The organism is Neobacillus niacini, assembly GCF_031457145.1.
GTDB classification, from domain to species: Bacteria; Bacillota; Bacilli; order Bacillales; family Cytobacillaceae; genus Neobacillus; species Neobacillus niacini_J.
Window position 1 is genome coordinate 53,652 of sequence record NZ_JAVDVZ010000011.1, and the last position, 21,115, is coordinate 74,766.

At 36.5% G+C, this 21,115-nt stretch carries 23 protein-coding genes; 8 read left to right on the forward strand and 15 right to left on the reverse strand.

Annotated elements, in window-relative coordinates; all coding sequences use genetic code 11:
* Positions 1 to 13: 13 nt before the first annotated feature.
* Positions 14 to 568, reverse strand: coding sequence for a TetR/AcrR family transcriptional regulator (locus J2Y03_RS21325; protein ID WP_310197974.1), 555 nt, complete (start codon positions 566 to 568; stop codon positions 14 to 16).
* A gap of 386 nt (positions 569 to 954) precedes the next feature.
* Between J2Y03_RS21325 and J2Y03_RS21330 the strand changes: the two genes are divergently transcribed.
* On the forward strand, positions 955 to 1,923 hold the full coding sequence (locus tag J2Y03_RS21330) for an NAD(P)-dependent alcohol dehydrogenase (RefSeq protein ID WP_310197977.1): 969 nt from the start codon (positions 955 to 957) through the stop codon (positions 1,921 to 1,923).
* 102 nt (positions 1,924 to 2,025) lie between these two features.
* On the opposite strand, the gene J2Y03_RS28975 is transcribed toward J2Y03_RS21330, so the two are convergent.
* Genes J2Y03_RS28975 through J2Y03_RS21340 form a run of 3 tightly spaced genes read right to left on the reverse strand, consistent with a single transcriptional unit; the run spans position 2,026 to position 3,274 of the window.
* Positions 2,026 to 2,307, reverse strand: coding sequence for a DUF3231 family protein (locus tag J2Y03_RS28975; protein ID WP_396954240.1), 282 nt, complete (start codon positions 2,305 to 2,307; stop codon positions 2,026 to 2,028).
* Positions 2,193 to 2,723: a chromate transporter gene (locus J2Y03_RS21335; protein ID WP_310197980.1), complete on the reverse strand. Its 531-nt coding sequence runs from the start codon at positions 2,721 to 2,723 to the stop codon at positions 2,193 to 2,195. Before J2Y03_RS21335 ends, J2Y03_RS28975 begins: the two co-directional genes overlap by 115 nt.
* Positions 2,720 to 3,274 (reverse strand): chromate transporter, encoded by a 555-nt coding sequence (locus J2Y03_RS21340; RefSeq protein WP_310197983.1) that lies wholly within the window; start codon positions 3,272 to 3,274, stop codon positions 2,720 to 2,722. Before J2Y03_RS21340 ends, J2Y03_RS21335 begins: the two co-directional genes overlap by 4 nt.
* A gap of 159 nt (positions 3,275 to 3,433) precedes the next feature.
* Here J2Y03_RS21340 and J2Y03_RS21345 point away from each other — a divergent pair, with 159 nt between their 5' ends.
* From J2Y03_RS21345 to J2Y03_RS21360, 4 genes are all read left to right on the forward strand, one after another.
* A complete protein-coding gene (locus J2Y03_RS21345) occupies positions 3,434 to 4,699 on the forward strand; it encodes a phytoene desaturase family protein (RefSeq protein ID WP_310197986.1) in 1,266 nt (421 codons plus the stop codon).
* A complete protein-coding gene (locus J2Y03_RS21350) occupies positions 4,696 to 5,577 on the forward strand; it encodes an RNA polymerase sigma-70 factor (protein WP_310197989.1) in 882 nt (293 codons plus the stop codon). Before J2Y03_RS21345 ends, J2Y03_RS21350 begins: the two co-directional genes overlap by 4 nt.
* A 199-nt stretch (positions 5,578 to 5,776) precedes the next feature.
* The gene (acpP, locus tag J2Y03_RS21355) at positions 5,777 to 6,004 is read left to right on the forward strand and encodes an acyl carrier protein (protein WP_310197991.1); all 228 of its coding nucleotides are present in this window, start codon (positions 5,777 to 5,779) and stop codon (positions 6,002 to 6,004) included.
* A 273-nt stretch (positions 6,005 to 6,277) separates the two neighbouring features.
* Positions 6,278 to 6,694: a DUF1284 domain-containing protein gene (locus J2Y03_RS21360; RefSeq protein ID WP_310197993.1), complete on the forward strand. Its 417-nt coding sequence runs from the start codon at positions 6,278 to 6,280 to the stop codon at positions 6,692 to 6,694.
* A gap of 34 nt (positions 6,695 to 6,728) precedes the next feature.
* Here the strand turns inward: J2Y03_RS21360 and J2Y03_RS21365 are convergent, their stop codons facing one another.
* The 3 genes from J2Y03_RS21365 to ftsZ form a co-directional block, all read right to left on the reverse strand.
* On the reverse strand, positions 6,729 to 7,070 hold the full coding sequence (locus J2Y03_RS21365) for a hypothetical protein (RefSeq protein WP_310197995.1): 342 nt from the start codon (positions 7,068 to 7,070) through the stop codon (positions 6,729 to 6,731).
* A 153-nt stretch (positions 7,071 to 7,223) separates the two neighbouring features.
* On the reverse strand, positions 7,224 to 8,384 hold the full coding sequence (locus tag J2Y03_RS21370) for a DUF4317 domain-containing protein (protein WP_310197997.1): 1,161 nt from the start codon (positions 8,382 to 8,384) through the stop codon (positions 7,224 to 7,226).
* 247 nt (positions 8,385 to 8,631) lie between these two features.
* Positions 8,632 to 9,822 carry a cell division protein FtsZ gene (gene ftsZ / locus J2Y03_RS21375; protein WP_310197999.1) on the reverse strand — a complete coding sequence of 397 codons (1,191 nt, stop codon included), beginning with the start codon at positions 9,820 to 9,822 and terminating at the stop codon, positions 8,632 to 8,634.
* 564 nt (positions 9,823 to 10,386) lie between these two features.
* Here ftsZ and J2Y03_RS21380 point away from each other — a divergent pair.
* Positions 10,387 to 10,935 (forward strand): MerR family transcriptional regulator, encoded by a 549-nt coding sequence (locus J2Y03_RS21380; RefSeq protein ID WP_310198004.1) that lies wholly within the window; start codon positions 10,387 to 10,389, stop codon positions 10,933 to 10,935.
* Between the two features lie 230 nt (positions 10,936 to 11,165).
* Here J2Y03_RS21380 and J2Y03_RS21385 read toward each other — a convergent pair whose 3' ends face one another.
* Positions 11,166 to 13,088, reverse strand: a complete 1,923-nt coding sequence (locus tag J2Y03_RS21385) for an FUSC family protein (RefSeq protein WP_310198007.1) — start codon at positions 13,086 to 13,088, stop codon at positions 11,166 to 11,168.
* Positions 13,089 to 13,274: 186 nt separating this feature from the next.
* Between J2Y03_RS21385 and J2Y03_RS21390 the strand changes: the two genes are divergently transcribed.
* Positions 13,275 to 13,853 (forward strand): HAD-IA family hydrolase, encoded by a 579-nt coding sequence (locus J2Y03_RS21390; RefSeq protein WP_310198009.1) that lies wholly within the window; start codon positions 13,275 to 13,277, stop codon positions 13,851 to 13,853.
* Positions 13,854 to 13,902: 49 nt separating this feature from the next.
* On the opposite strand, the gene J2Y03_RS21395 is transcribed toward J2Y03_RS21390, so the two are convergent.
* The 7 genes from J2Y03_RS21395 to J2Y03_RS21425 all read right to left on the reverse strand — a co-directional run bounded on the left by J2Y03_RS21395 (position 13,903) and on the right by J2Y03_RS21425 (position 19,739).
* A complete protein-coding gene (locus J2Y03_RS21395; protein ID WP_310198013.1) occupies positions 13,903 to 14,346 on the reverse strand; it encodes a universal stress protein in 444 nt (147 codons plus the stop codon).
* A gap of 152 nt (positions 14,347 to 14,498) precedes the next feature.
* Positions 14,499 to 15,737 (reverse strand): serine/threonine transporter SstT, encoded by a 1,239-nt coding sequence (sstT, locus tag J2Y03_RS21400; protein WP_310198015.1) that lies wholly within the window; start codon positions 15,735 to 15,737, stop codon positions 14,499 to 14,501.
* 591 nt (positions 15,738 to 16,328) lie between these two features.
* A complete protein-coding gene (locus tag J2Y03_RS21405) occupies positions 16,329 to 17,249 on the reverse strand; it encodes a patatin-like phospholipase family protein (RefSeq protein ID WP_310198320.1) in 921 nt (306 codons plus the stop codon).
* Positions 17,250 to 17,343: 94 nt separating this feature from the next.
* Positions 17,344 to 17,778, reverse strand: coding sequence for a hypothetical protein (locus J2Y03_RS21410; RefSeq protein ID WP_132093554.1), 435 nt, complete (start codon positions 17,776 to 17,778; stop codon positions 17,344 to 17,346).
* 279 nt (positions 17,779 to 18,057) lie between these two features.
* Positions 18,058 to 18,582, reverse strand: coding sequence for a DUF6241 domain-containing protein (locus J2Y03_RS21415; protein ID WP_310198019.1), 525 nt, complete (start codon positions 18,580 to 18,582; stop codon positions 18,058 to 18,060).
* Positions 18,569 to 18,772 (reverse strand): hypothetical protein, encoded by a 204-nt coding sequence (locus tag J2Y03_RS21420; RefSeq protein ID WP_132093560.1) that lies wholly within the window; start codon positions 18,770 to 18,772, stop codon positions 18,569 to 18,571. Before J2Y03_RS21420 ends, J2Y03_RS21415 begins: the two co-directional genes overlap by 14 nt.
* A 25-nt stretch (positions 18,773 to 18,797) precedes the next feature.
* Positions 18,798 to 19,739 carry a uracil-DNA glycosylase family protein gene (locus tag J2Y03_RS21425; protein WP_310198022.1) on the reverse strand — a complete coding sequence of 314 codons (942 nt, stop codon included), beginning with the start codon at positions 19,737 to 19,739 and terminating at the stop codon, positions 18,798 to 18,800.
* A 159-nt stretch (positions 19,740 to 19,898) separates the two neighbouring features.
* Here J2Y03_RS21425 and J2Y03_RS21430 point away from each other — a divergent pair, with 159 nt between their 5' ends.
* Entirely contained in the window at positions 19,899 to 21,053 is a 1,155-nt protein-coding gene (locus J2Y03_RS21430) for a helix-turn-helix domain-containing protein (protein ID WP_310198026.1), read from the forward strand.
* Positions 21,054 to 21,115 lie beyond the last annotated feature (62 nt).

The window sequence follows — 21,115 nt, forward strand, 5'->3', positions numbered from 1 at the left end:
ACGTATCCCCTTTTTAATTAATTAAATTTGGTAATCTCTCTGAAATAATTTTTAGTGGTTCACTTGTTTTTTGCGTTAAACAAAGCATCATTCCACCTTCAATCGTAGCTGTCATCATAACTGCGATTGAAGATGCCGTTTCTTTTGAAAATCCATCTGCTAGTAATTTATTTAAATAAATCCCTTGTATTTTTTGATACAAATGAGCACATGCATTTCTAACTGGATTACTTAACGAAGCCATTTCGCTTACGATACTGCTAAAGGTGTATCCAGTAATCGTTCCTTCTGTTTCAAAGTTTACGATTAATTTTTCAATCATTCCTTTTGTTGCTTCTTTTGTTGTCTGATATCGTTTAAAAATTTGGTCGATATCCTTCGTAATCGTTTCCTCCAAAGTTTGAAGGCAAGCGATTAGTAATTCTTCTTTTCCATTTGGAAAGTGGTGATAAAGCGAACCTTTTGATATGTTACATGCTTTTAAAATTTCACTTAATCCAACACCGATATATCCTTTTTTTTGAAAAAGTGTTGTCGCGATTTCGATTATCAGCGATTTTGTGTCCATTCCCGTAGTACACCTCCACTATACCAACCGGTCTGTTTGTAACTATAACAAATTTATTTAAAATAAGTCAATCAACTTTTTTCCACAAAATCGTCACATAAATAGCTATGAAAACGGATTCCTTCTATTCTTCTCTTTCATCAAAAACCCTTATTTATCAAGGGTTCTTGACATTTTTATTTTAAAATATTTTGGCAGCAAAAAAAATTTTATTCATCCCTTTAGGGCAACGCTTACAACTGTGGCTTATGCAAAATCCTTTCGATACCATTACTGTATATAAGAATTTGTTTTGTATGTCGATATCAGTATTATTAATTCCTTTTTCAGAGTATTATGTTAATTAGGAGATTTATATGAAATCTTTGGAAATGAGGTGGTTATTTATGAAGGCGATCGTATCTACCAAATATGGTCCACCTGATGTTCTTGAATTAACTGAGGTTGAAAAACCTTTACCAATGGATAATCAAGTTCTAGTAAAAGTTCATGCCTCTTCGGTGAATTATGGAAACCTGGTTCTTCTGAGAGGCGAGCCATTCTTAGCCCGTATTGCTTTTGGTCTTTTTAAACCTAAATTCTCCATTCCCGGAGGAGACATTGCTGGGGTGGTTGAAGCTGTAGGTAAGGATGTTACACAATTTCAACCAGGAGATGAAGTGTTCGGAGACCTATCTGGTGTTGGCTGGGGTGGTTTTGCCGAATATTCTTGTGTTCCGGAAAAAGCATTAGCTTTAAAACCGGCCAATTTGTCCTTTGGGGAAGCAGCCGCGGTACCTATGGCTGGAGTTACTGCCCTACAATCTCTCCGCGATAAGGGCAAGATTCAGTCAGGACAGAAAGTCTTGATTCATGGTGCCTCTGGAGGCGTTGGAACGTTTGCCGTACAGATTGCTAAATCATTGGGAGCTGAAGTGACAGGCGTGTGTAGTTCGAGAAATGTAGACATTTTACAATCACTTGGTGTAGATCATGTCATTGACTATAAAAAGGAGAAGTTTACTGAAAACAAGCAAAGATATGACATAATTCTTGGCGTTAACGGTGGTCACCCCTTATCGACTTATCGGCAATCATTAACTCCCAATGGAATTTTTGTTCACGTAGGAGGTTCCGGAGCTCAAATGTTCCAAGCTATGACCCAGGGATTTTGGATTTCAAAAACATCTGGGCAGAAAATCGGCAGCTTTTTACAAAGGGCTAACCAAAATGATTTGGTTGTGTTGAAAGAACTCATTGAAGCAGGAAAAGTAAAGCCTGTTATTGATCGAACGTATACATTGAATGAAGTGCCCGAGGCTTTCAGGTATTTTGAAGAAGGGCACACCCAAGGAAAAGTAGTTATTACTATATAAACTATCCCCTTCTTATTCTTGGATAACAAAGAAAAGAACGTATGTTAAAGACATCTCTATAACATGCGTTCGGTTTATTTTTGATTAAGTATGCTAGGCAAGTTAATTTAGTTTAGGAGCCGGTAGGTTTTCTATTTTAAGATAATCACTAAAAAAAGCTAAATGCTTTTGGGCAATTTGTTTTCCTCTTTCCAGAAATTGTTTCACTTCATTATCTTTTGTAGTTTGAGCAAACGCGATCATGAGCGCCTTCCCAATAGAATTTTGTTTTAACCTAAAGAAATTGCCCCTGCAGCTAGACCACCAATGATGACAAATGCAGGATGGACCTTCCATTTTTCCAAAAGCAAAAAGCTCAAAATGGCAATCACTACAGTTGCCCATATTCCATTGGAGAAATAGGAAGTTTGAAAAAAGTCAAAAGTTAAACTTCCCATGAGAACAGCTACGGCTGGAAGAACAATCTTTGATAATCTTTTAACTCTTGGAGAATCTTTGTAACGAAAAATTAACTTCATCAGTACAATCATTAGAAACAAGGAAGGTGTGACCGTGGAAAATACACCAACGACGGAACCAAGTACACCGCCTACTTCATAGCCAATGTAACCAGCCATTTTCGTAGCGATTGGACCTGGGAGCGCATTTCCAATGGCTAATATTTCACTGAATTCACTGGTGGTCATCCATCCATAACGGGTAACGACTTCATGTTCAATTAATGGAATCGAAGCCGGACCGCCGCCATATCCAACCATTCCCGGTATAAAAAAGGCAATAAAAATATGTACATAAATCATAGGCTCTCCTTCCTACTCTTCACTGGAACGATGAAAGCTGCAACTAACAAGAATCCAATAAGAATACCAGGATGAACATTGAGAATTTCCATTACGATAAAACACCCAATTAGCAGTAGCAAACCCCATTTCCATCCAAAGTCATTCTTTGTTTTCTTAAAGAACTCCCAGGTTAACACACCCATCATCACTCCTACAATCGGGACTATCGTCTTCGTCATTCCCTGAACTCTCGGGTGTTCCTTAAATTGTTTAAAAGAAGCTAATAACAGTAACATCAAAAGAATCGTTGGCAATACGGTGGCAAGTAAAGCGGTAACTAACCCCATAACTCCCCCGACACGGTATCCAATATATCCAGCCATCTTCGTCGCGATTGGCCCTGGCAGTGTATTGCCTATAGCGATTACCTCACTAAATTCTTGGTCATTCATCCATTTAAAGGTACCGACGACCTCTTTATGTACAAGTGGAATCGTCGAGGGTCCACCTCCAAACCCCAACATTCCAGATCTAAAAAACGCAATAAACAGATTCCATTGAAGTTTCAATGTATAAACCACCTTTTTTCTTATCACTTCCTAATAGTATTAATCATACTCCACTGAAAGCTTCCTTTCATTCTTTTTGCAAACGATTTAAAAAAATTCTGTCACAAAGTTACTTCCCTACTCGTTATGAGTGATGAATGAACAGATGGAGGTTTTTATATGACTAAAAAATGGGATATTGTGATAATTGGCGGTGGGCTTTCAGGTTTTGTGGCGGCAAATTATTTAGCTAAAACTGGTTTCTCTATTTTACTGTTAGAAAGGGGAAATAAGGTTGGCGGGAGGGCTCGAACGGATGAGATGAAACAACAGTATTTCAATCTCGGTCCCCATGCTCTTTATAAAAAAGGAGTAGCCAAACCGATTCTTGAAGAATTAGGTGTGAACTTAAGTGGGAAATCACCAAAAGTAGCTGGCACACTATTAGAAAACAATATTGAATATGCTGCCCCCTTCTCTCCCTTAGGACTTTTAACAACAAGTCTATTAAACTGTAAGGAACGGATTGAATGGGTTAAGGTTTTAATGAAGGTGATGACAATTAATAAGGAAAAGTTAGTTCAGCATACATTCGAACAATGGGTAAAGCAAACAACACATTCTAAAAAAGTTCAGTCCTTGCTTTTTTTGCTTGGGCGTCTCTCAACCTACTGTCATGCCCCAGAAGTGGTGAGTGCTAAAGTAATGTTGTCTCACTTACAGCTTGTCGCAGGTGGGGTTCTTTATTTAGACAACGGATGGCAGACAATGATTGACCAACTTCACAATAAAGCAGTCATGACTGGTGTTCAAGTTCAGCCACAAACGACGGTAAAACAAATAATCAAGGTTGATGATTATTTTAAAGTACTGCTATCGAATGGTGAGGAAATTCTCGGGAAGTATGTGCTCAATACAACGGGTCCTGACGAACTTTACAAAATGCTGCCTAAAATGAGCTCTATATCGCAAAATGGTTTTACCGCTGTCAAGGGTGCGACATTAGATGTCGCTTTAACAAAGCTTCCTAACCCACAGGTTTTGTTCGCGCTAGGTCTAACAGATCCCCTCTATTATTCCGTCCATTCAAATGCAGCAAGACTTTCTCAAGATAATAAGAGCACCATACTGCATGTATTTAGATACTACCACCCTGAAGATGAGATAGATGGAAATAGTATAAAAATAGAACTGGAACAATTTTTAGAAAGATTGCAGCCTGGCTGGCAAAACTATGTGATTACGAGTCGGTTTATCCCGCAAATAACGGTTAACCAACGCTTGCCAAAATTAGGTGACGAGCAAACACTCCATCGTTCTAAAACAGGAATTCCAGGATTATATATAGCAGGAGATTGGGTTTCCCCTGATTACATTTTGTCAGAAGGAGCAATCAGCAGCGGCAAACAAGCAGCTGAAGCAATCATTCAAGAAGCAATGAGGTGAAAAAAGTGCAAATAAGTAACGAAGATTATCTCCAATATAAACCCCTACTATTTTCAATTGGTTACCGAATGTTAGGCTCCATAGTGGAAGCAGAAGACATTATTCATGAAGTCTTTTTAAAAGCGTATCAAATGGATGAGCAAGTGATGGAAAATAAGAAAGCATATCTCTGCAAAATGATGACAAACCGATGTCTTGATGTAATAAAATCAGCAAGGTATAAAAGAGAACAGTATGTGGGACCATGGAACCCTGAACCATTAGTGTTAGAGACATCAGATGAGTTTAATCCATCAGAATATGTTCTTCAGAATGAAGGTTTGAGTATTGCTTATTTACGGATGATGGAACATCTGTCACCTGATGAACGAGCCGTCCTGCTTTTAAGAGAGGTATTGGATTTCTCCTATTTAGAGATTGCAAATATAATAGAAAAGAAAGAAGAAAACTGTAGAAAAATCTTCAGCCGGGCAAAGCAAAAGATTGCACAAGTGGAAAATGAAAGCCTAAACTACGAAAAGAATAAATCTATCATTCATCGCTTTATAGAAGCGTTTCAGACACAAAATACAGCTGCACTATTAGAGCTGCTTTCAGAGCATGTTACACTATACTCTGATGGCGGCGGCAAGGTTAAGGCAGCAGTTCGCCCGGTAATTTCTGGGTCCAATGTGTTGGCATTATTGTACGGTATCGTAAAAAAAGCGCCAAAAGGTTTTTATTTTGAAATCAAAAATGTTAATGGTCAGCCAGCAATCGTCAATTATGTGAATGGTACCCTTCACAGTATCATTAGTTTTTATATAGGCAATGATAGTATTTACGAAATGTATATTACCCTTAATCCAGATAAACTCACCTATTATGGAAAAAAGTAATTGGTGCATCTCCATAAACTCAATGGCAAAAATATATTATTCAATTTGCACACCTCCTAGTTAAGTCTATTCCATTATAAACAAATACAACTAAAAGATTGGAACGATGAAAATTAATAAAAAATAGTACTTACTTAATGTTTTATGTTCTGATATAGGTTGATATAATAGGTGATATGAATTATTAGGAGGATGGCCGATGACAACCTATGAAAAGTTAAAACCTATTATTGCAGACCAACTCGGTGTCAAAATGGAAAATATTAGCCCGGAAGCAACATTCAAAGACGACTTCCAAGCTGATTCGCTAGATATGGTGAACCTGACGATGGAAATTGAAGATGAATTCGCAATCGAAATAAGTGACAAAGTTGCAGCGACGCTTCAAACGGTCGGAGATGTCGTAAAATATATTGAAAACCGTTAATAAATAGAAAAGGCGGATAGCCAAACGAGGTAGTTACTTGAACCAAGTGAAACTATCGCAGAAGGCATCCGCTAAAAACTCTTATACTAAAATAATTCTATCACCGCAGCAATCCCCTTCTCAATTAAATCCCACATGTGTTCAATCTCTTCCTTTTCTATTAAAGAAATTTAATTAACTTTCCAACTGATATGTTATGATATAGAAAAAATGTTAACTCGAAACGCATATTAGTTAACTTTAATTCGTACATGTAAACTAGGGGGGAGAATTATGTATAAGCTGCGAGGGCACCATCTTTTTTGCCTCTTGGGTTATCGGGGAATGGGCTATTCCGAAGAATACGTTAAAAATATGACACGTTTGCATCAGACCTTGAGAGAAAATCCCAAGACATTAATTCAGCTTGTAAACGGACCTGATCAGTTGTGTAAAAAATACCCTAACACAGGTACCTACCACTGCCAAGACATGAATATTTTTGATAGAGATGCTGTTATTTTAGAAAAAATGGGGCTTACTATCGGACAAATTTTGAATTGGGAGGATATTGAATCTCGTATCAAAAAGTTTGTCGTCCCCTCCGATATTCAAGTAATCTGTGAAACATGTTCTTGGCGTTCCTATGGAGTTTGTCAGGAAGGAATTCAAGAGATTCATGAAGGAAAAGGCTTGAGGGTAGTTAAATAGGCACTTAAATAAAAAGCTTGAATTATCAAGCTTTTTATTTATTTAAAAAGACCGTACCGATGCCAATTAGAATAATACCTAAAATGGAATAGACTGAAATTTTTTGTTGTAATACAAAAATAGATAAAATGGTAACCATAACGGCATATATACCTGTTTGAAGTCCACCTAGCATGACCGTATTTCCAAATGTTTTACTGCCTTGGATAAAACCCCAAGACAGAACAATATTTCCTATAAAACTAAGAGGAAGAAAATATACATTAAATCTTATAGAGTCTTTTATTGTGGGTTCGAAATAATGGGCAGATAAAATTGGTAATAAGGAGAAAACAATCGCACCCATGGTAATAGCGCCAATGACTAGAAATTTCATACGGATACCCCTTTTATTAATAGTACTAATTAGTATCGCGTATTTTTATTCTGCTATTCATTCCTCCATTTGTATGCAAAACAAAAATAGTTGGTCTCTCCTAATAGAGAACCAACTAAATTACATTACAGGAAACCTGTCCCTCAAAATCCACTAAAGGGTTTTCGTCTCCAGGCGAAATCCCTCAACGACTACCTCTTCATCTACTTCCAATAATAGGCAGCGTTTTCCTTCGTACGTGATATATTTTACATTTTTCAAGTCTTTTGGATTGATGGTTACATCAGCTAGCTTCGTACTAATTTTTATCGATTTAGGAACTAACGTGTTTGCTTTGAATTCATGGGTTTCATCAGCTACGACACTTTTGAAGGCATGTTCAACCTTAGCAGTATCAACATTTTCGACTCCGCTTACCGTTAAAATGCGTTCAACGTCGCGATAATCGAGCATAGGAGTTTCACTTTCTTCATTTTCAATGTTTTCCTGAACGACTTTATCGATTTCCTCATAAACATTTGAAATGACCCTAGAATCCACTTCGTCTCCAATTACTTCCCTCAAAATCAAATCGAAGCTATCCTTATCTTCCTGGGCAGTTATGATATCTTCACAATTGAGAACTTCTTCAATAAAGTTGATATCCGGCTGATTTACTTTCCCTGAATAATAAAGGATACGGTTAACATCCGCAGCATTGTCATTAAACGCAGGGAACAGAAATCCTGATAATGGAGATTCTAAATTAATAATCGGATCCACCACGTTATAAGACTTGAATTCTTTTTCAATATAATCAAACATCAAAGATTTCTTAGGCTGATCGGTTTTATTGAGACTGCATAACACAAATTCGTTGGAATAAACCTCATCGTCCCCGCCTTGTTCATATTCCAAATCCCGTTTCTTGGTAACCTTACGATACTCTCCCCGAATAAACGTGACCACTGTGTCAAATTCATAAGCTGTATTCGCAAACATTTTCTCTACGACTTGCAGCATGTTTTCTTTCCAATCTTCCGTAAGTTTCTCTTTTAATCCTTCAAAGAGGATGGCTTGTGTGCTGTATTCCACATCTCGCATAAACTTGAGCTCAAATAATTTAGCATCAAGATTACCGGTCAAAACCTTTTTAAAGTTCGTTAAAAATAATTCTTGTGTTTCTTGGTCTAACATTTGAAATGGTTGACTGACCTGATGGTAAATCTCACCTGATTCTTTTTTTACATAAACATTGAAGATTTCTCGTAAATTCATTAGATGATTATTTAATTTAAATTGCTTTCGGATATTAGCGATATCTTTTTTATTCATTTGTCTCATCTCCCATTCCTGATTATACTGTGAAGACATGAAAATAGTAATACTTGATATTTTTTCAATCATAATACCTGAAGAAATGAAAGTTAAAATTTGTTCAAAAAAAAGGCCGCCGGGATTGGCAGCAGGATTAGTATGGACTTTCAATTACATTTGCTATTATTTAGGCTGTTTTCTGCAGAAACATAGTACAATCATTAAAGTTTGTTCCATAAAGCAACAAAATTTTAGAAAAGAGCCATTATTTATATCTATTTATTCGGTTTCTTCGATTACGCAAGAAGGATGGTATTTCCAGAGATTCATCTGATTGTTCTGGGTGTTGGTCATAATTATTTATCGGGTCACCATAATCATTAACCGGTTCATTATAATGAACGGTCTCGGGCTGTATATAGTGTATTTGTTGTTCCCTTTGATATGTATGGGAGATTTCCTCCATTGCTGGCTGTGGTTGCTTATGTACGACTTCCTCCTGTTGATCAGTGAATCCAGTGGCAATGACGGTAACAATAATTTCATCATGCAGGTTTTCGTTAATCACCGAACCAAATATCATATTTAATTCCTCGTTTGAAGACGAAACCACCATTTCTGCTGCTTCCTGGACTTCAAAAAGACTCAAATTGTTACCGCCCGTTATGTTCATAATCACACCATGGGCTCCATTAATGGAAGTTTCCAGTAGCGGACTATTTAATGCTTTCTCCGCAGCCTCGGCAGCACGATTACTGCCACTAGCAATTCCAATCCCCATTAAGGCAGTTCCTTTATGTGACATGACCGTTTTCACATCGGCAAAATCAAGGTTAATTAACCCTGGAACCGCAATCAAGTCCGAAATCCCTTGAACACCCTGACGTAATACATTATCTGCTTCACGGAATGCTTCAATCATTGGTGTTTTTTTATCAACAATCTCCAATAAGCGATCGTTTGGAATAATGATTAACGTATCGACTGCTTCCCTCATAGCGGATATTCCACGTTCTGCATTGACAGCACGCTTATGGCCTTCAAATTTGAAAGGACGAGTTACTACCCCAATGGTCAGTGCACCAAGCTTCCGGGCAATACTCGCAATGGCTGGTGCTGCCCCTGTGCCTGTACCGCCGCCCATTCCGGCTGTTACAAAGACCATGTCTGCCCCTTTTAACACGTCTTCGATTTGATGTTTACTTTCTTCCACAGCTTTTCTTCCTATTTCAGGATTGGCACCTGCGCCCAGACCCTTGGTCAACGAGGAACCGATTTGCATCTTGATTGCAGCTCGCGATTGATTGATCGCTTGTGCATCTGTATTAACAGCAATAAATTCTACTCCTCCAACTCCATCCTCAATCATACGGTTGACGGCGTTGTTTCCCCCGCCACCAACCCCGATCACTTTAATGGTTGCCAATTGGTCCATTCCTGTATCAAATTCAAACATGGTAGTCTCCCCCGTTTTCCTCTATGAGTTGTTTCACACGAATTTGTGGTGCTTACGAACTTCTTCAGATTTATTAGAAGTTATATCAATTCCTTTTAATAGATTAGGACCGACATCCCCATCCCTTCTTGTTTTGACAAGACATGAACGAAGCGGTTGTTTAAAAATAGTATAGTTTTTAGTCTACGGAACATTAATTTTGTTGTCTAGTTAAGTGATACCTATTATTAAGGATAAAAAATGGGTAAAAAATCATAACGAATTGAAGATGAAAACAGTACAATATCCTACAGTTTGTAATAGTTAATACCTTTTTGTTTCTTTTATTAAAGTGAGTTAACTTTCTTTTTACAATTCTATTACTATCGCCTAGTTCGACAAATTTTTAAAAATCAATTGTTATAATGGCTTTAACTTAAAGTCAAAAAAAGAATAGGAGGAATCATGGTAGATTTATTAGTTTATGTGGGTACATATTTATCCGTTACTCTTACTCTTGGCTGGCTAATTACAATAGCCTTTGATCTATTTTTCAAATAAGTTTAATAGCGGAGGTGTAACCGTTTGACGGAACTATATTCCCCTAGTAACGTACAGGAATTGCTGGGAATTGATAGCAGCACATTACGGAAGTATGCCACTCTCTTGGAAGGACATGGGTATCACATTCACCGCAACAATAGAGGTCATAGGGGCTATGTTGAAAAGGATGTAAACACACTCCGCAAATTAATCGAATTGAGTAAGCAGGAAGGTATGACTGCGGATCGTTCAGTCGAAGCAGTGCTAACGAGAGATTTTGAGGAACAAAAAGCGGTCAATGATGTAAAAACAATAACAACCCAACAAAAAACGAATGACAGGCTTATAGAGCAGGGTTGTAACCATGATGAACTAGTAGAACGTATAGAACATTTAGAGCAAGTGAACGGTGATTTAATCAAACTTTTAAAGGAAAAAGCAATTCGGGAGGCCTATCTAGAAGAGAAAATCAATCAGATTTTAAAAGTTGTAGAACGAACAGAGCAACTGGTCGCAGAAAGTAAAATGATTGAAGAAACAATAAGGCAGATCGCCGCCACCAGTCAAAAAAAGTGGTGGAAATGGTGGTAATTTGGGGATCATCGCTTTATGAAGAACACTTTATATGTTTTTCCAAAGGGACATGGTCTTCATCGCATTTATGAAGACCATTTTCTCTTTTTTTCTAAAGAGATTTGGTCTTCATCACCTTTATGAAGACCATTTCCCCTGTTTTTCCTAAGGAATTTGGTCTTCATCGGTCTTAAAAACGTAGATTTCATCCATTTGAAGATGTTCTACAAGCTTAATGGATGAATTCTTTAAATCTTCGAAATAAGTGCCTTCTGCAAATGGATCAATTCTCTTTGTACACTTGGCAATCCCTCTATATCAGGGATATTTTTGATTGACGGTGAACATTTTTGGTTTGCAGCATTGGCCATCATTTCACAGGCGTAAAGCAGTTGTGAAAGAGTTGTATCGGATAGGATTGGACGTTTCTCCATTTTTGAACAATCCTCCAGGAGAAAGCCTAAATGCTCGATGGAAAAAATAACTGTCCAATAATAATCCAACGCTTCTCTATTAACGGGAATTTCTCCCGAAGCTGTATTATACATTGTTTTTAAATTCATGATATTGATTCGCATTTTTTTTAACTCTTCACTTTTACTAGCAGAAAAGCCATCTCCTAGTTCGGAAAAAAGGACCAATAACAGTTGTGCCTGAGACCTTATCGTTTTGGTAATTAGATGTGGAATACGACTGGATGCAGACTTTCTTCCTACCAACCAAACACCAATTAGACCTATCATACTCCCGATAATTACATCTATGATTCTGGCTGACGCAAAATAAGCAAAGCTAAAGCTGCCTTCCGATGTACTTTCAGCCATCAAAAGAGCATTTGGTGTAAAGAATAAAGCTGCCAGCCCATAATTTTTTACAATAAACAGCTCAGTAATGAATGTCAGAATAAGGACAAAAATCGCAATGATATATCCGGATGGTTCCAAGGCAAGAATCAAGCTAGCAATTAGAATACCTATGACTGTACCTATCCCTCTTTGAATGGCGCGGTGATGTGTAGACACAATAGTAGCCCCCGACATGACAGCCACACACGATAACGGAACCCAATAAGAACGTGCTAGATCAAGCTCAAAGGCAATGATTGCAGCAATAATGGTAATAAAACCAAAACGTAAAGCTGTGATAAACACAATGGAGTTTTTGTCAAAGGCACCTCCAAATCTTGTCTTCGCTGATAATTTGGATATTTGTATGGATTGATTAATTTTTGTAACGGGTTCATTCATTAGTGCATCTGCATCATAAACCATGGAAAATAACTGACTTACCTCCTCATCCAGTTCACTCGGCTGAAGAATCCTTTTATAAGCAGCGTCAGTCTCCTTCCGATTAAATGAATGGGCAAGTTCTCTAACCATCTGTCCTAATTCCGGAGGCAGTTTTTCTCGAGTGTCCAAAAAATGATTGAGGATATAGGTAAATATCGTGTTAGCCTGTTGATTTAATAGATACAACCGTTTAAATAAATCCGTTTCCCACCATGAAATAAACCCTACGGTAAGAGTTTCATTTGAATCATTGAGAACAGACATCATACTGTGTCTCGATTCATCAAAGGTGCCTGTACCTACCGAGTCTATAAATACCGCCAACTCTAAATAGACTCTATTAATGACATCTTCCTCTGGACCATGAGGATTAAAAAACCAACCAATCATCGCAATTACCCATGATAGACTGCCACCTACAAAGACAAGACCTGCACGTATGAGAGCAAGTTCCGGATCCACAGTCATCCCTGAAGTCATCGCAAAGACCAAAACAAAAAAGATAGCAGTAGGTCCTGCAATTCGTAAGGCTCCGAAAATAAAAAGAGCTGTGGCCCCTATCACCCCCATTAATATGGCTACAGCAAGAGGATAAGGAGCTGTAATGGTACCTAATACAGTAACAAATGTCATTCCAAGCACTACAAAAAATAACTTTTTAGCACGTTGTGCATAGGGAATATTGAACACATATAAATAGGTGAATCCACCCAATCCCGCAATTAATCCATATTCTAAATGACCAAAGAGCAAGCCGATTATAACGGGTAAACTTGCAGCTAATCCAGCAGAAAAAGCTTTTAACCATGGAAAAGGCTTCCTGTTAACCGCTAATGCCTGTTTCAAAATCGATGAAGCTTCACTCTTTTTTCTTTCTCCCATCCTAAATCACTTCTTTCTGAAAATGAACAAATAATAACTTTATATCCTATATTCTAATATCAGAAATAATTAACAAGAAAATACATTCGAAAACTACACAAACGTTTTAGTGTCTATATGGTATTATCCTCATCTTCGTGATAAAGTATTATCTTTAGAGAATTTACATAGATTTGAGGGATTAATATGAACATATTGTGGGATTTTGATGGTACTCTTTTTGATACATATCCAGCATTGGTCGAAGGATTTGTGAAGTTAAGTCAGCGGGATCTCGATCGTGAAGAAGTATTAAAATGGTTAAAGATTGATTCGAAGACAGCCTTTAAGCATTATGAAATTGATGAAACGAACAGAGCAGAATATAAACGGTTAGATAAACATTACTCCATATTATACAGTAAGCCTTTTAAGCATTTAAAAGAGGTTTTAGAAGCCGTTGAAAACAATATCATCGTTACTCACCGAGATATGGAATCTTCTATCTACCTGCTTGATAAATATGATTTAAGAAAATATTTTAATGAAATTGTTTCGGTTGAAGAACAAGGATTCGAGAGAAAGCCTCATACTGCTTCTTATGAATATGTTTTGAAAAAGTACCATATTGATTTGGTAGTAGGTGACCGGGAGTTAGATTTAGAACCTGCAAGAATGTTAAAGATTAAAACGGTCGCCTTTCAAAATCACCACATTGAAGCAGATTTCCACATTGACAGCTATGAGGATTTTATCCCTTTCGTTTTAAAAAATAAAAGCTTGTAGATTGGTCCAAACGGACTTCTTCTGCAAGCTTTTTTAACATATGTTAGATTTATTTTACAATGAAAACTGGACATGGTGCCTTTTGAACCACATAATGACTAACGCTTCCTAAGAATAATTCCTTCAGTCCACTTAATCCCCTGCTTCCCATCACAACAAGGTCGGCATCATATTCCTTTACAAATTCAACAATCATTTGCCCTGGCAGACCCTCTAATAATAGTAATTTTGATTTATTTGGGAGTGTCTTTAATTCTTCCGTAATCTCATCTCGAATGGCTTGGAATTCCTTTTCTTGAGATTCACGGTTTAAAGCTAATGCATACCCGTATGAGGAGTAAGGTAAGGGTCTTACAGGCTGCATGACAGTTACTACATTCAATTGAATGAGTTTATCCTGCTTTGCCAAATTCATTGCCATCTTTAACGCTTTTTTACTTAAGTCTGAATGATCATATGCTACAACGATTCTTGAATAATCTGTTAACATCATTATCATCCTCTCCATATATAAAACATATCTTCACTATAATTATACGTCTGTAAATTTAAGAGCGGCGTGAAGATAGTGACAACTTTATGATATTTAAGTTAAATTTTGGCATAATAAATCCCCTTTGTGAGCCACAAAGGGGATGATCATAATTAAGCTACTTTATTAATGTTAACACTTTTTCCTTCTTTGATTCTCTTCTTATATTCAGCTGTTGCAGTGAAAAGAACGTCTGTTGAAGAGTTAAGAGCTGTTTCAACTGAATCTTGTAAAACACCAATGATAAAGCCAACTCCGACTACCTGCATAGCAACATCATTTGGAATTCCGAATAAGCTACATGCTACCGGAATCAATAATAGTGAGCCTCCTGCAACTCCTGAAGCACCGCAGGCACAGATTGCTGATACTACACTAAGGATAATCGCTGTAGGGATGTCGACTTGAATATCAAGTGTATGAACCGCTGCAAGTGTTAATACAGAAATCGTTACCGCCGCACCTGCCATATTGACCGTTGCACCAAGTGGAATCGACACCGAATAAGTATCCTTATCTAAACCTAGTTTTTCACATAATTTTAAGTTTACTGGTATGTTTGCAGCAGAGCTACGAGTAAAAAATGCGGTAACCGCACTTTCCTTAATACATTTGAATACGAGCGGGTATGGGTTTTGACGTACGTTCACGAATACAATGAGTGGATTGACAACAAAAGCTACAAAGAGCATACAGCCAATCAAAATGACTAGTAATTTTCCATAACTTAACAGAGACTCAAGTCCATTTGTTGTAATCGACTCAATGACAAGACCCATTATTCCTAATGGCGCAAACTTAATGACCCATGTAACCATTTTGGAAACGGCATCAGAAAAATTAGAAATCATGGTTTTTGTTGTATCTGGGGCATTTTTTAAAGCCAAACCTAAGACAATCGCCCAAGCAAGAATACCAATATAATTCGCATTATAAATGGCTTTCACTGGATTATCGACAACGCTCAATAGTAGTGTTTTAAGAACCTCTACCACACCGCCAGGAGCAGCCAAATCTTCAGCACCCTTTGTAAGAGTGATACCTACCGGAAATATGAAACTTACAATAACCGCAATTAATCCAGCTAAAAATGTTCCTAGTAGATACAGTGAAATAATAGATTTCATATTTGTTTGTTGACCTTTTTTGTGTTGAGCGATGGCCGACATAACCAAGAAGAGTACCAAAATGGGTGCTATTCCTTTTAAAGCACCTACAAATAATGAGCCTAAAATGACAATAGGCTTTGCAACTTGTGGAACCGTTACAGCCAGGATGATACCAATAATTAAACCAATAGCAATTTGTCTTACGATACTGATTTGATTCCACTTTTTCAGTAGATTTTTCATAATGCTTCCCCCACTTGTATAAGATAATTTTGCGCCGTTCCATAGGTATTTATATTTGCGCTATGCCCTGAGTTGCTCTAATAATAATCCCCCACATCCCCAATTAGACAATAAATTCTAATAAATAGAATTATAGTGAATATTAAGATATATTACAATAAAATAATTGCTAGCTTAGCAGAATAATTTCAAACAGTTAACTGGTGGAAGTTTTATTATTAGTTACTATGGTCAGTATAACAAGGTAATCGGAGTTATTCAACAAAATATGAATAATATTTTATATAAACACGTTATCATTCGTGTTTAGTGGAAAATATAAAAAATATAACTCATAATGTTCGTGTTTTGAACGAAACTGCCAGATTGGCTGTTACAAGCTAATTTGATATAAGATACAAGATAGCGAAAATCATAAAGAAAAACCCCATTTGCGTGGGGTAATTACGATAACAATCTATCTATAAATTAATAATATCGAAAGAATAGGAGCTTTAGACTTAATAAAAATTATACCATTTTACAAGAAAAATTCCCCGAAGCACTACTGGCTCGAGGAATTTTAGCCTCCCACCTCTACGTTTCTATCTACTATTTGTTCTTTACTCTTTTTATTCTTTTAGCCTTATATTGTTCAAAATCCCACTTCGATAAAAATTCTTTTGTTGAAGTATAGCCTGATCGATAGAGAAAATCAATTTCATCCTTATTCAGTTCAAAATCAGTTACGTTTATGTCCCCAGTCGGAATTTGAATCGTGCGTTCAAATGTTTCTTCTTTCAAATGTCGTAAATCATGAGCTTGAAGCATTGTTTTAAAAATATTTTTGAAAAGGTGAAGCGGTGTAGGTATAACGGCATTTATTTTCACTTTCTCTTTCACGAAACGGAAGCCAAACGTTGGAAACCGTGGGTGGTCCTTATCAAAAATCCAAATTGGGAAGTTACTAAGTAAAGCGCCATCTAAAATATAGGATTTGTTACGATCTTTTGATTTCCAAATAACCGGACGGTAGAAGAATGGTATTGAAGTACTCATCATCACGGCGGTTGAAACTTTTAAATCAGCAGGAGTCATCCCATAGCGACTTAAGTCATCTGGCAAAATAAGCATTTGCCCATTCGAAACATCCGATGCAATAATCTTCAACTTTCCATCTGGAAGATCTGCAAATGTCTTAATCCCTTTTTCGGAAAGAAGTGAATCCACCCATGTTTCCAAATAATCATTTTTATATATTCCAAGATGAATTATTAGTTCTAGTAAACTTCCGAAAATGGGAATTCGATTAATAAAAGTCCTGCCCCGAAGCTTTGAAAAATCGAGTTCGCTCAGATGTTTTCTAATTTCATAACTCTTATAGCCACTAGCCAAAAGTGCAGCAATTACGGCTCCCGCTGATGTTCCAGCTATTCTTTGCCATTCGACCTTTTCCTCTTCCATTGCTTGAATCGCTCCGACAAAAGCAATACCCCGAGCTCCTCCGCCTTCAAAAACAGCATCTGCCTTCAAATATTTACACCTCATGTTAAGTGACATAAATTTTAAAAAGTTAGGTTCTTTCTATCACTTTAGATAAAGTATTCATCACGGAGTAAAATGATTATTATATATTTGTTAGTTGACCATGTACCAGGTCTTTATCTAATTCACGTACTTGATCATATGACTGTAACAATCGTTCAGGCACCAATGTTCTTCCGTACACCCAAGCATTCGTTTCTATTTCCATTTTAAGCTTTGCTATTTCGTAGTCTTCACCATACTTTAAGGTCCTCAAATCATGTTTGTTTTTCTTAAAATCTAAATAATATCCAATCACATGATAAAGAATAATTTTAACAAAGTTTTCATCTGTCTCTTTAATTCTAATTTTATTAATATAACCGTTAACTTGAAGATAATTAAATTTTATCGTATTAGTAGAAACGTTATAACTCATAGGTACAGTGAGTTTATTGTTAATTTCATAGTTAATATCTAATTTGTGCTGATTTAAAGTTTCTTCAATGATTTTCTCAATATTCCTGATGTAAAGCATTAAGCTAACACTTCCCTTTAACTGACAATATATGTGTTCTATTATTTGAATTTCCCCTATACTCTTCTATATTACAAATATAAATTAAAACTATAAAGCTATAATACCCAAATTTTTTAAACACATAATAAAAACAAATCTAGATACCTATTTAGTCAATGACGTATTGGGGAATAATCCCTATGCATAAAAAAACGTCCTGCACCTTGGATGAACATTCATCTACATCGGTGCGGGACACTTTGGATTGGCCTCACAGATTATTCAGTTCCAAAACACTTAAAAGTGTTTTTGTTTATAAGCAGCTTGTTCATCTTCCGTAAGCAACCTGGTTGCCTCCCCTATTGTTCCTCCTTGAAGATCCCAAATACTATTATGGTCTGTAACAGCATTGCTAAAATTACCAGCTTGCCATTTTTCTAGGATGCGTATGTATAAATCACCATAATCTAAAACGGTTTGATTTCGTTCGACCACATAAAGTAATTTATCGATCCTTTTTTGAGTTGGTTCTAAGTGACTCCATTTCTCGACTGCATATACCTTAGCATGACTCATATGATGGATTGCGTTTTGAATATCATCTTCCGTCATATCTAAGGGAAATTCTTTGTCAACATCAATTTCCTTCTTTACAACTTGATCAATGGCAGCGGTCAATGTTTCAACAACGTCCATTTCTTCCCTTTTTTCGTTCGGCTTATTCGCATTCTCTGTACCTACGAAATTGGTAAAAACAGATAGTCCAATCGCCAACACTAAAGTGGCAAAAATGATAATGATTCCGATTTTATTTTTCCCCATAGTACTCTTCAATGTAGGTTTGACCTGATAACATCACCATATCTTTCCTTAACTTCGGAGTATCCACCATCACGTACACTTGATATTTGGGGTTGTACTTATTTCTCATGCTGTGGTGAAAATCATTGCCAAGTTTCATTAATTCAACAAATAAGCTTTTCTTGTAAATATTTTTCAGTTCCAATTCCATGTGCACTCCCTCTCCCTTTTTGTCTTTATCTCAATAGGTGTTCAATGACCAAAGCGATTTTGTGATCATATGGTTCAATTTCGTCTGCAAGACGTGATAATCGTTTTTCAAAATACGATTCCCTTTCCTTTAGGTCATTGCCTCTTTTCAATTCTTCACCAATTATTTTTAAATGATTAATAAGTTCAGACATTTGGTCTTCTGAGGGTCTCAACTGGTTAATTACGCCCTCAAATTGCCTAGTTACTGAAGCTGTACCTAACTGCTCTTTAAAAATATTTTTATTATTTTCATATTGCTCTTTGCGATGACCGTTCGCTCCAGATGGATGCGGGAAATTGAAGAGAATGGTTTTATGTTCAATTTTCCCCTTGTCTACCAGATATTTAAGTACATCGGAGACTACTTTACCGGTAGGAATAATAACAGCATTTTTTACCTGATTTAGTTCAGGAACTAATAACTCATCGATCATGTTCAAGAAGATTTCTTGGCTATAAATCTTTGGACTGCTGCCGCTATAATTTTCCCCATCAATAAACACTGGGTATCTCAGGACAGATGATGTATGTAGTAAAGAATGTTTTTCATTAAAAAGCTGTTCACAGCTAGAAATATTCAAATATTTATTCAGTTCTATGCCATCGAGCATATCAATGAGGTTTTTTCGCATGGTCGTCCCGCCAAAACTAGCATAATTTTTAGCATTGGAAATAAGCTGTTCATAATCTTCTTCATCAATATGATGACGGACGTAATTAAAGGCAAGTTCCATTTGCGTCCAACCAGGAGTAATCCCAAGAATGATGACTTTCGCTTCTTTGTTAATGTATTCAAATGGAGCCCAGTAAACTTGTACTTTTCCATCCTTTGCATAGAGAAACTCTTCTCTTAAAAAATCCTCTTTTCCATATACATCTTTTAATGGCAGGTTACGCAGGCTATTTTCATAATTTTTAAAATACATCTTTATTCCTCCTCAATAGTGTGGATTATCTAGTTGCCTAAGTGTGAAAAGTAAAATAACTATCTGTTAACTACCATAACCCATGTTAAGGAACATTGTCAATGATTATTTCTATGTGTTATTATTAACATAACAACTGTTAAGGAAGGGTTCTCGAAAATGCCCAACTCGATAAATGAACGAATAAAAAATAGAAGAAAGGAACTAAATATGTCACAGGCAGACTTGGCAAATCAAGTTGGTCTTAAACCGCCAGCAATAAGCCAATATGAGTCTGGGGCAAGGCGTCCTTCCTATGAAGCTTTAAGAAAATTATCTTTTGCCTTGAAGGTTTCTACTGAATATTTAGTTTCTGGATTAATTAAAGATCAAACACAAGAGCCCCTTAAACAAAATGACAGGGTAATCCTTCGAATCGTGAATTCATTGAAGGAACAAGATAAGGAAAAATTAGTTGAGTATGCTATGTTTCTAGCAACTGGCAGGAATGTAAAAATGGATACTCTTTTTGAAACTCCTTCAGAATATGCTAATTATTATCTTGAAGAAAAAATAGGGCGTCGTTTACCTATCGATGTCTATGGTTTGGCAAAAGAAGTAGGAATAAAGGTGTTTGAAGATGATTTAGATGATGGCGAGGGTATCCTGATTCAAGTGGATCACCCCATTATCCTTTTGGACAATAAAAAGCGATTTGAGACTAGAAAAAAATTTACGTTAGCAGCATTAATAGGACATTACGTTCTGCCATGGCACTTAAAGTCAAGCTATATTGCTAGAAAATTCGAACATGAAGAGGTTAAGAAAAAGAATCCAAACGAAATGGTATTCGGCCACTCCACCCTATTAACGGAAGAAGTGGAAACCATGGAAGCAAATCAGTTTGCTTTCAACATTCTTTTACCTCCCGAAGAACTAACTACTGATTTTATTGATAAAAATGCTACAATTGAAAAATTAAAAGAACTTGCTGATAATAAATATAATGTGTCACTATTCCTGCTAGTAAACAGATTAGTGGATTTTGCAGATGAAAAATATGCGGTTGTCCAATCGGAAAATTCTAAAATAATAAAAAGATTTCAAGGGAGACGTAGTCTAGTTTCATTTGAGAGAGTTGACAATAGAAGTAAAGCAGCGAGCTTTTTTACGAACCCAAATGAAAAGGAAGAGATTAGAGAAGGTGTAGTACCAGCTTCTTGCTGGTTCAATGATGCCAGGGAAAATGAGACAGTTTATGAACAATCTATCTATAATCCAGGGATAAAAAAGGTTTTGACTCTATTAACAATAACTAACTCTGATAAGAAATAAAATAACAGTAGCCCCCTTTCTCAGGATATCTCCGGGGGGACCACTGTTATTTTCCAATTTTT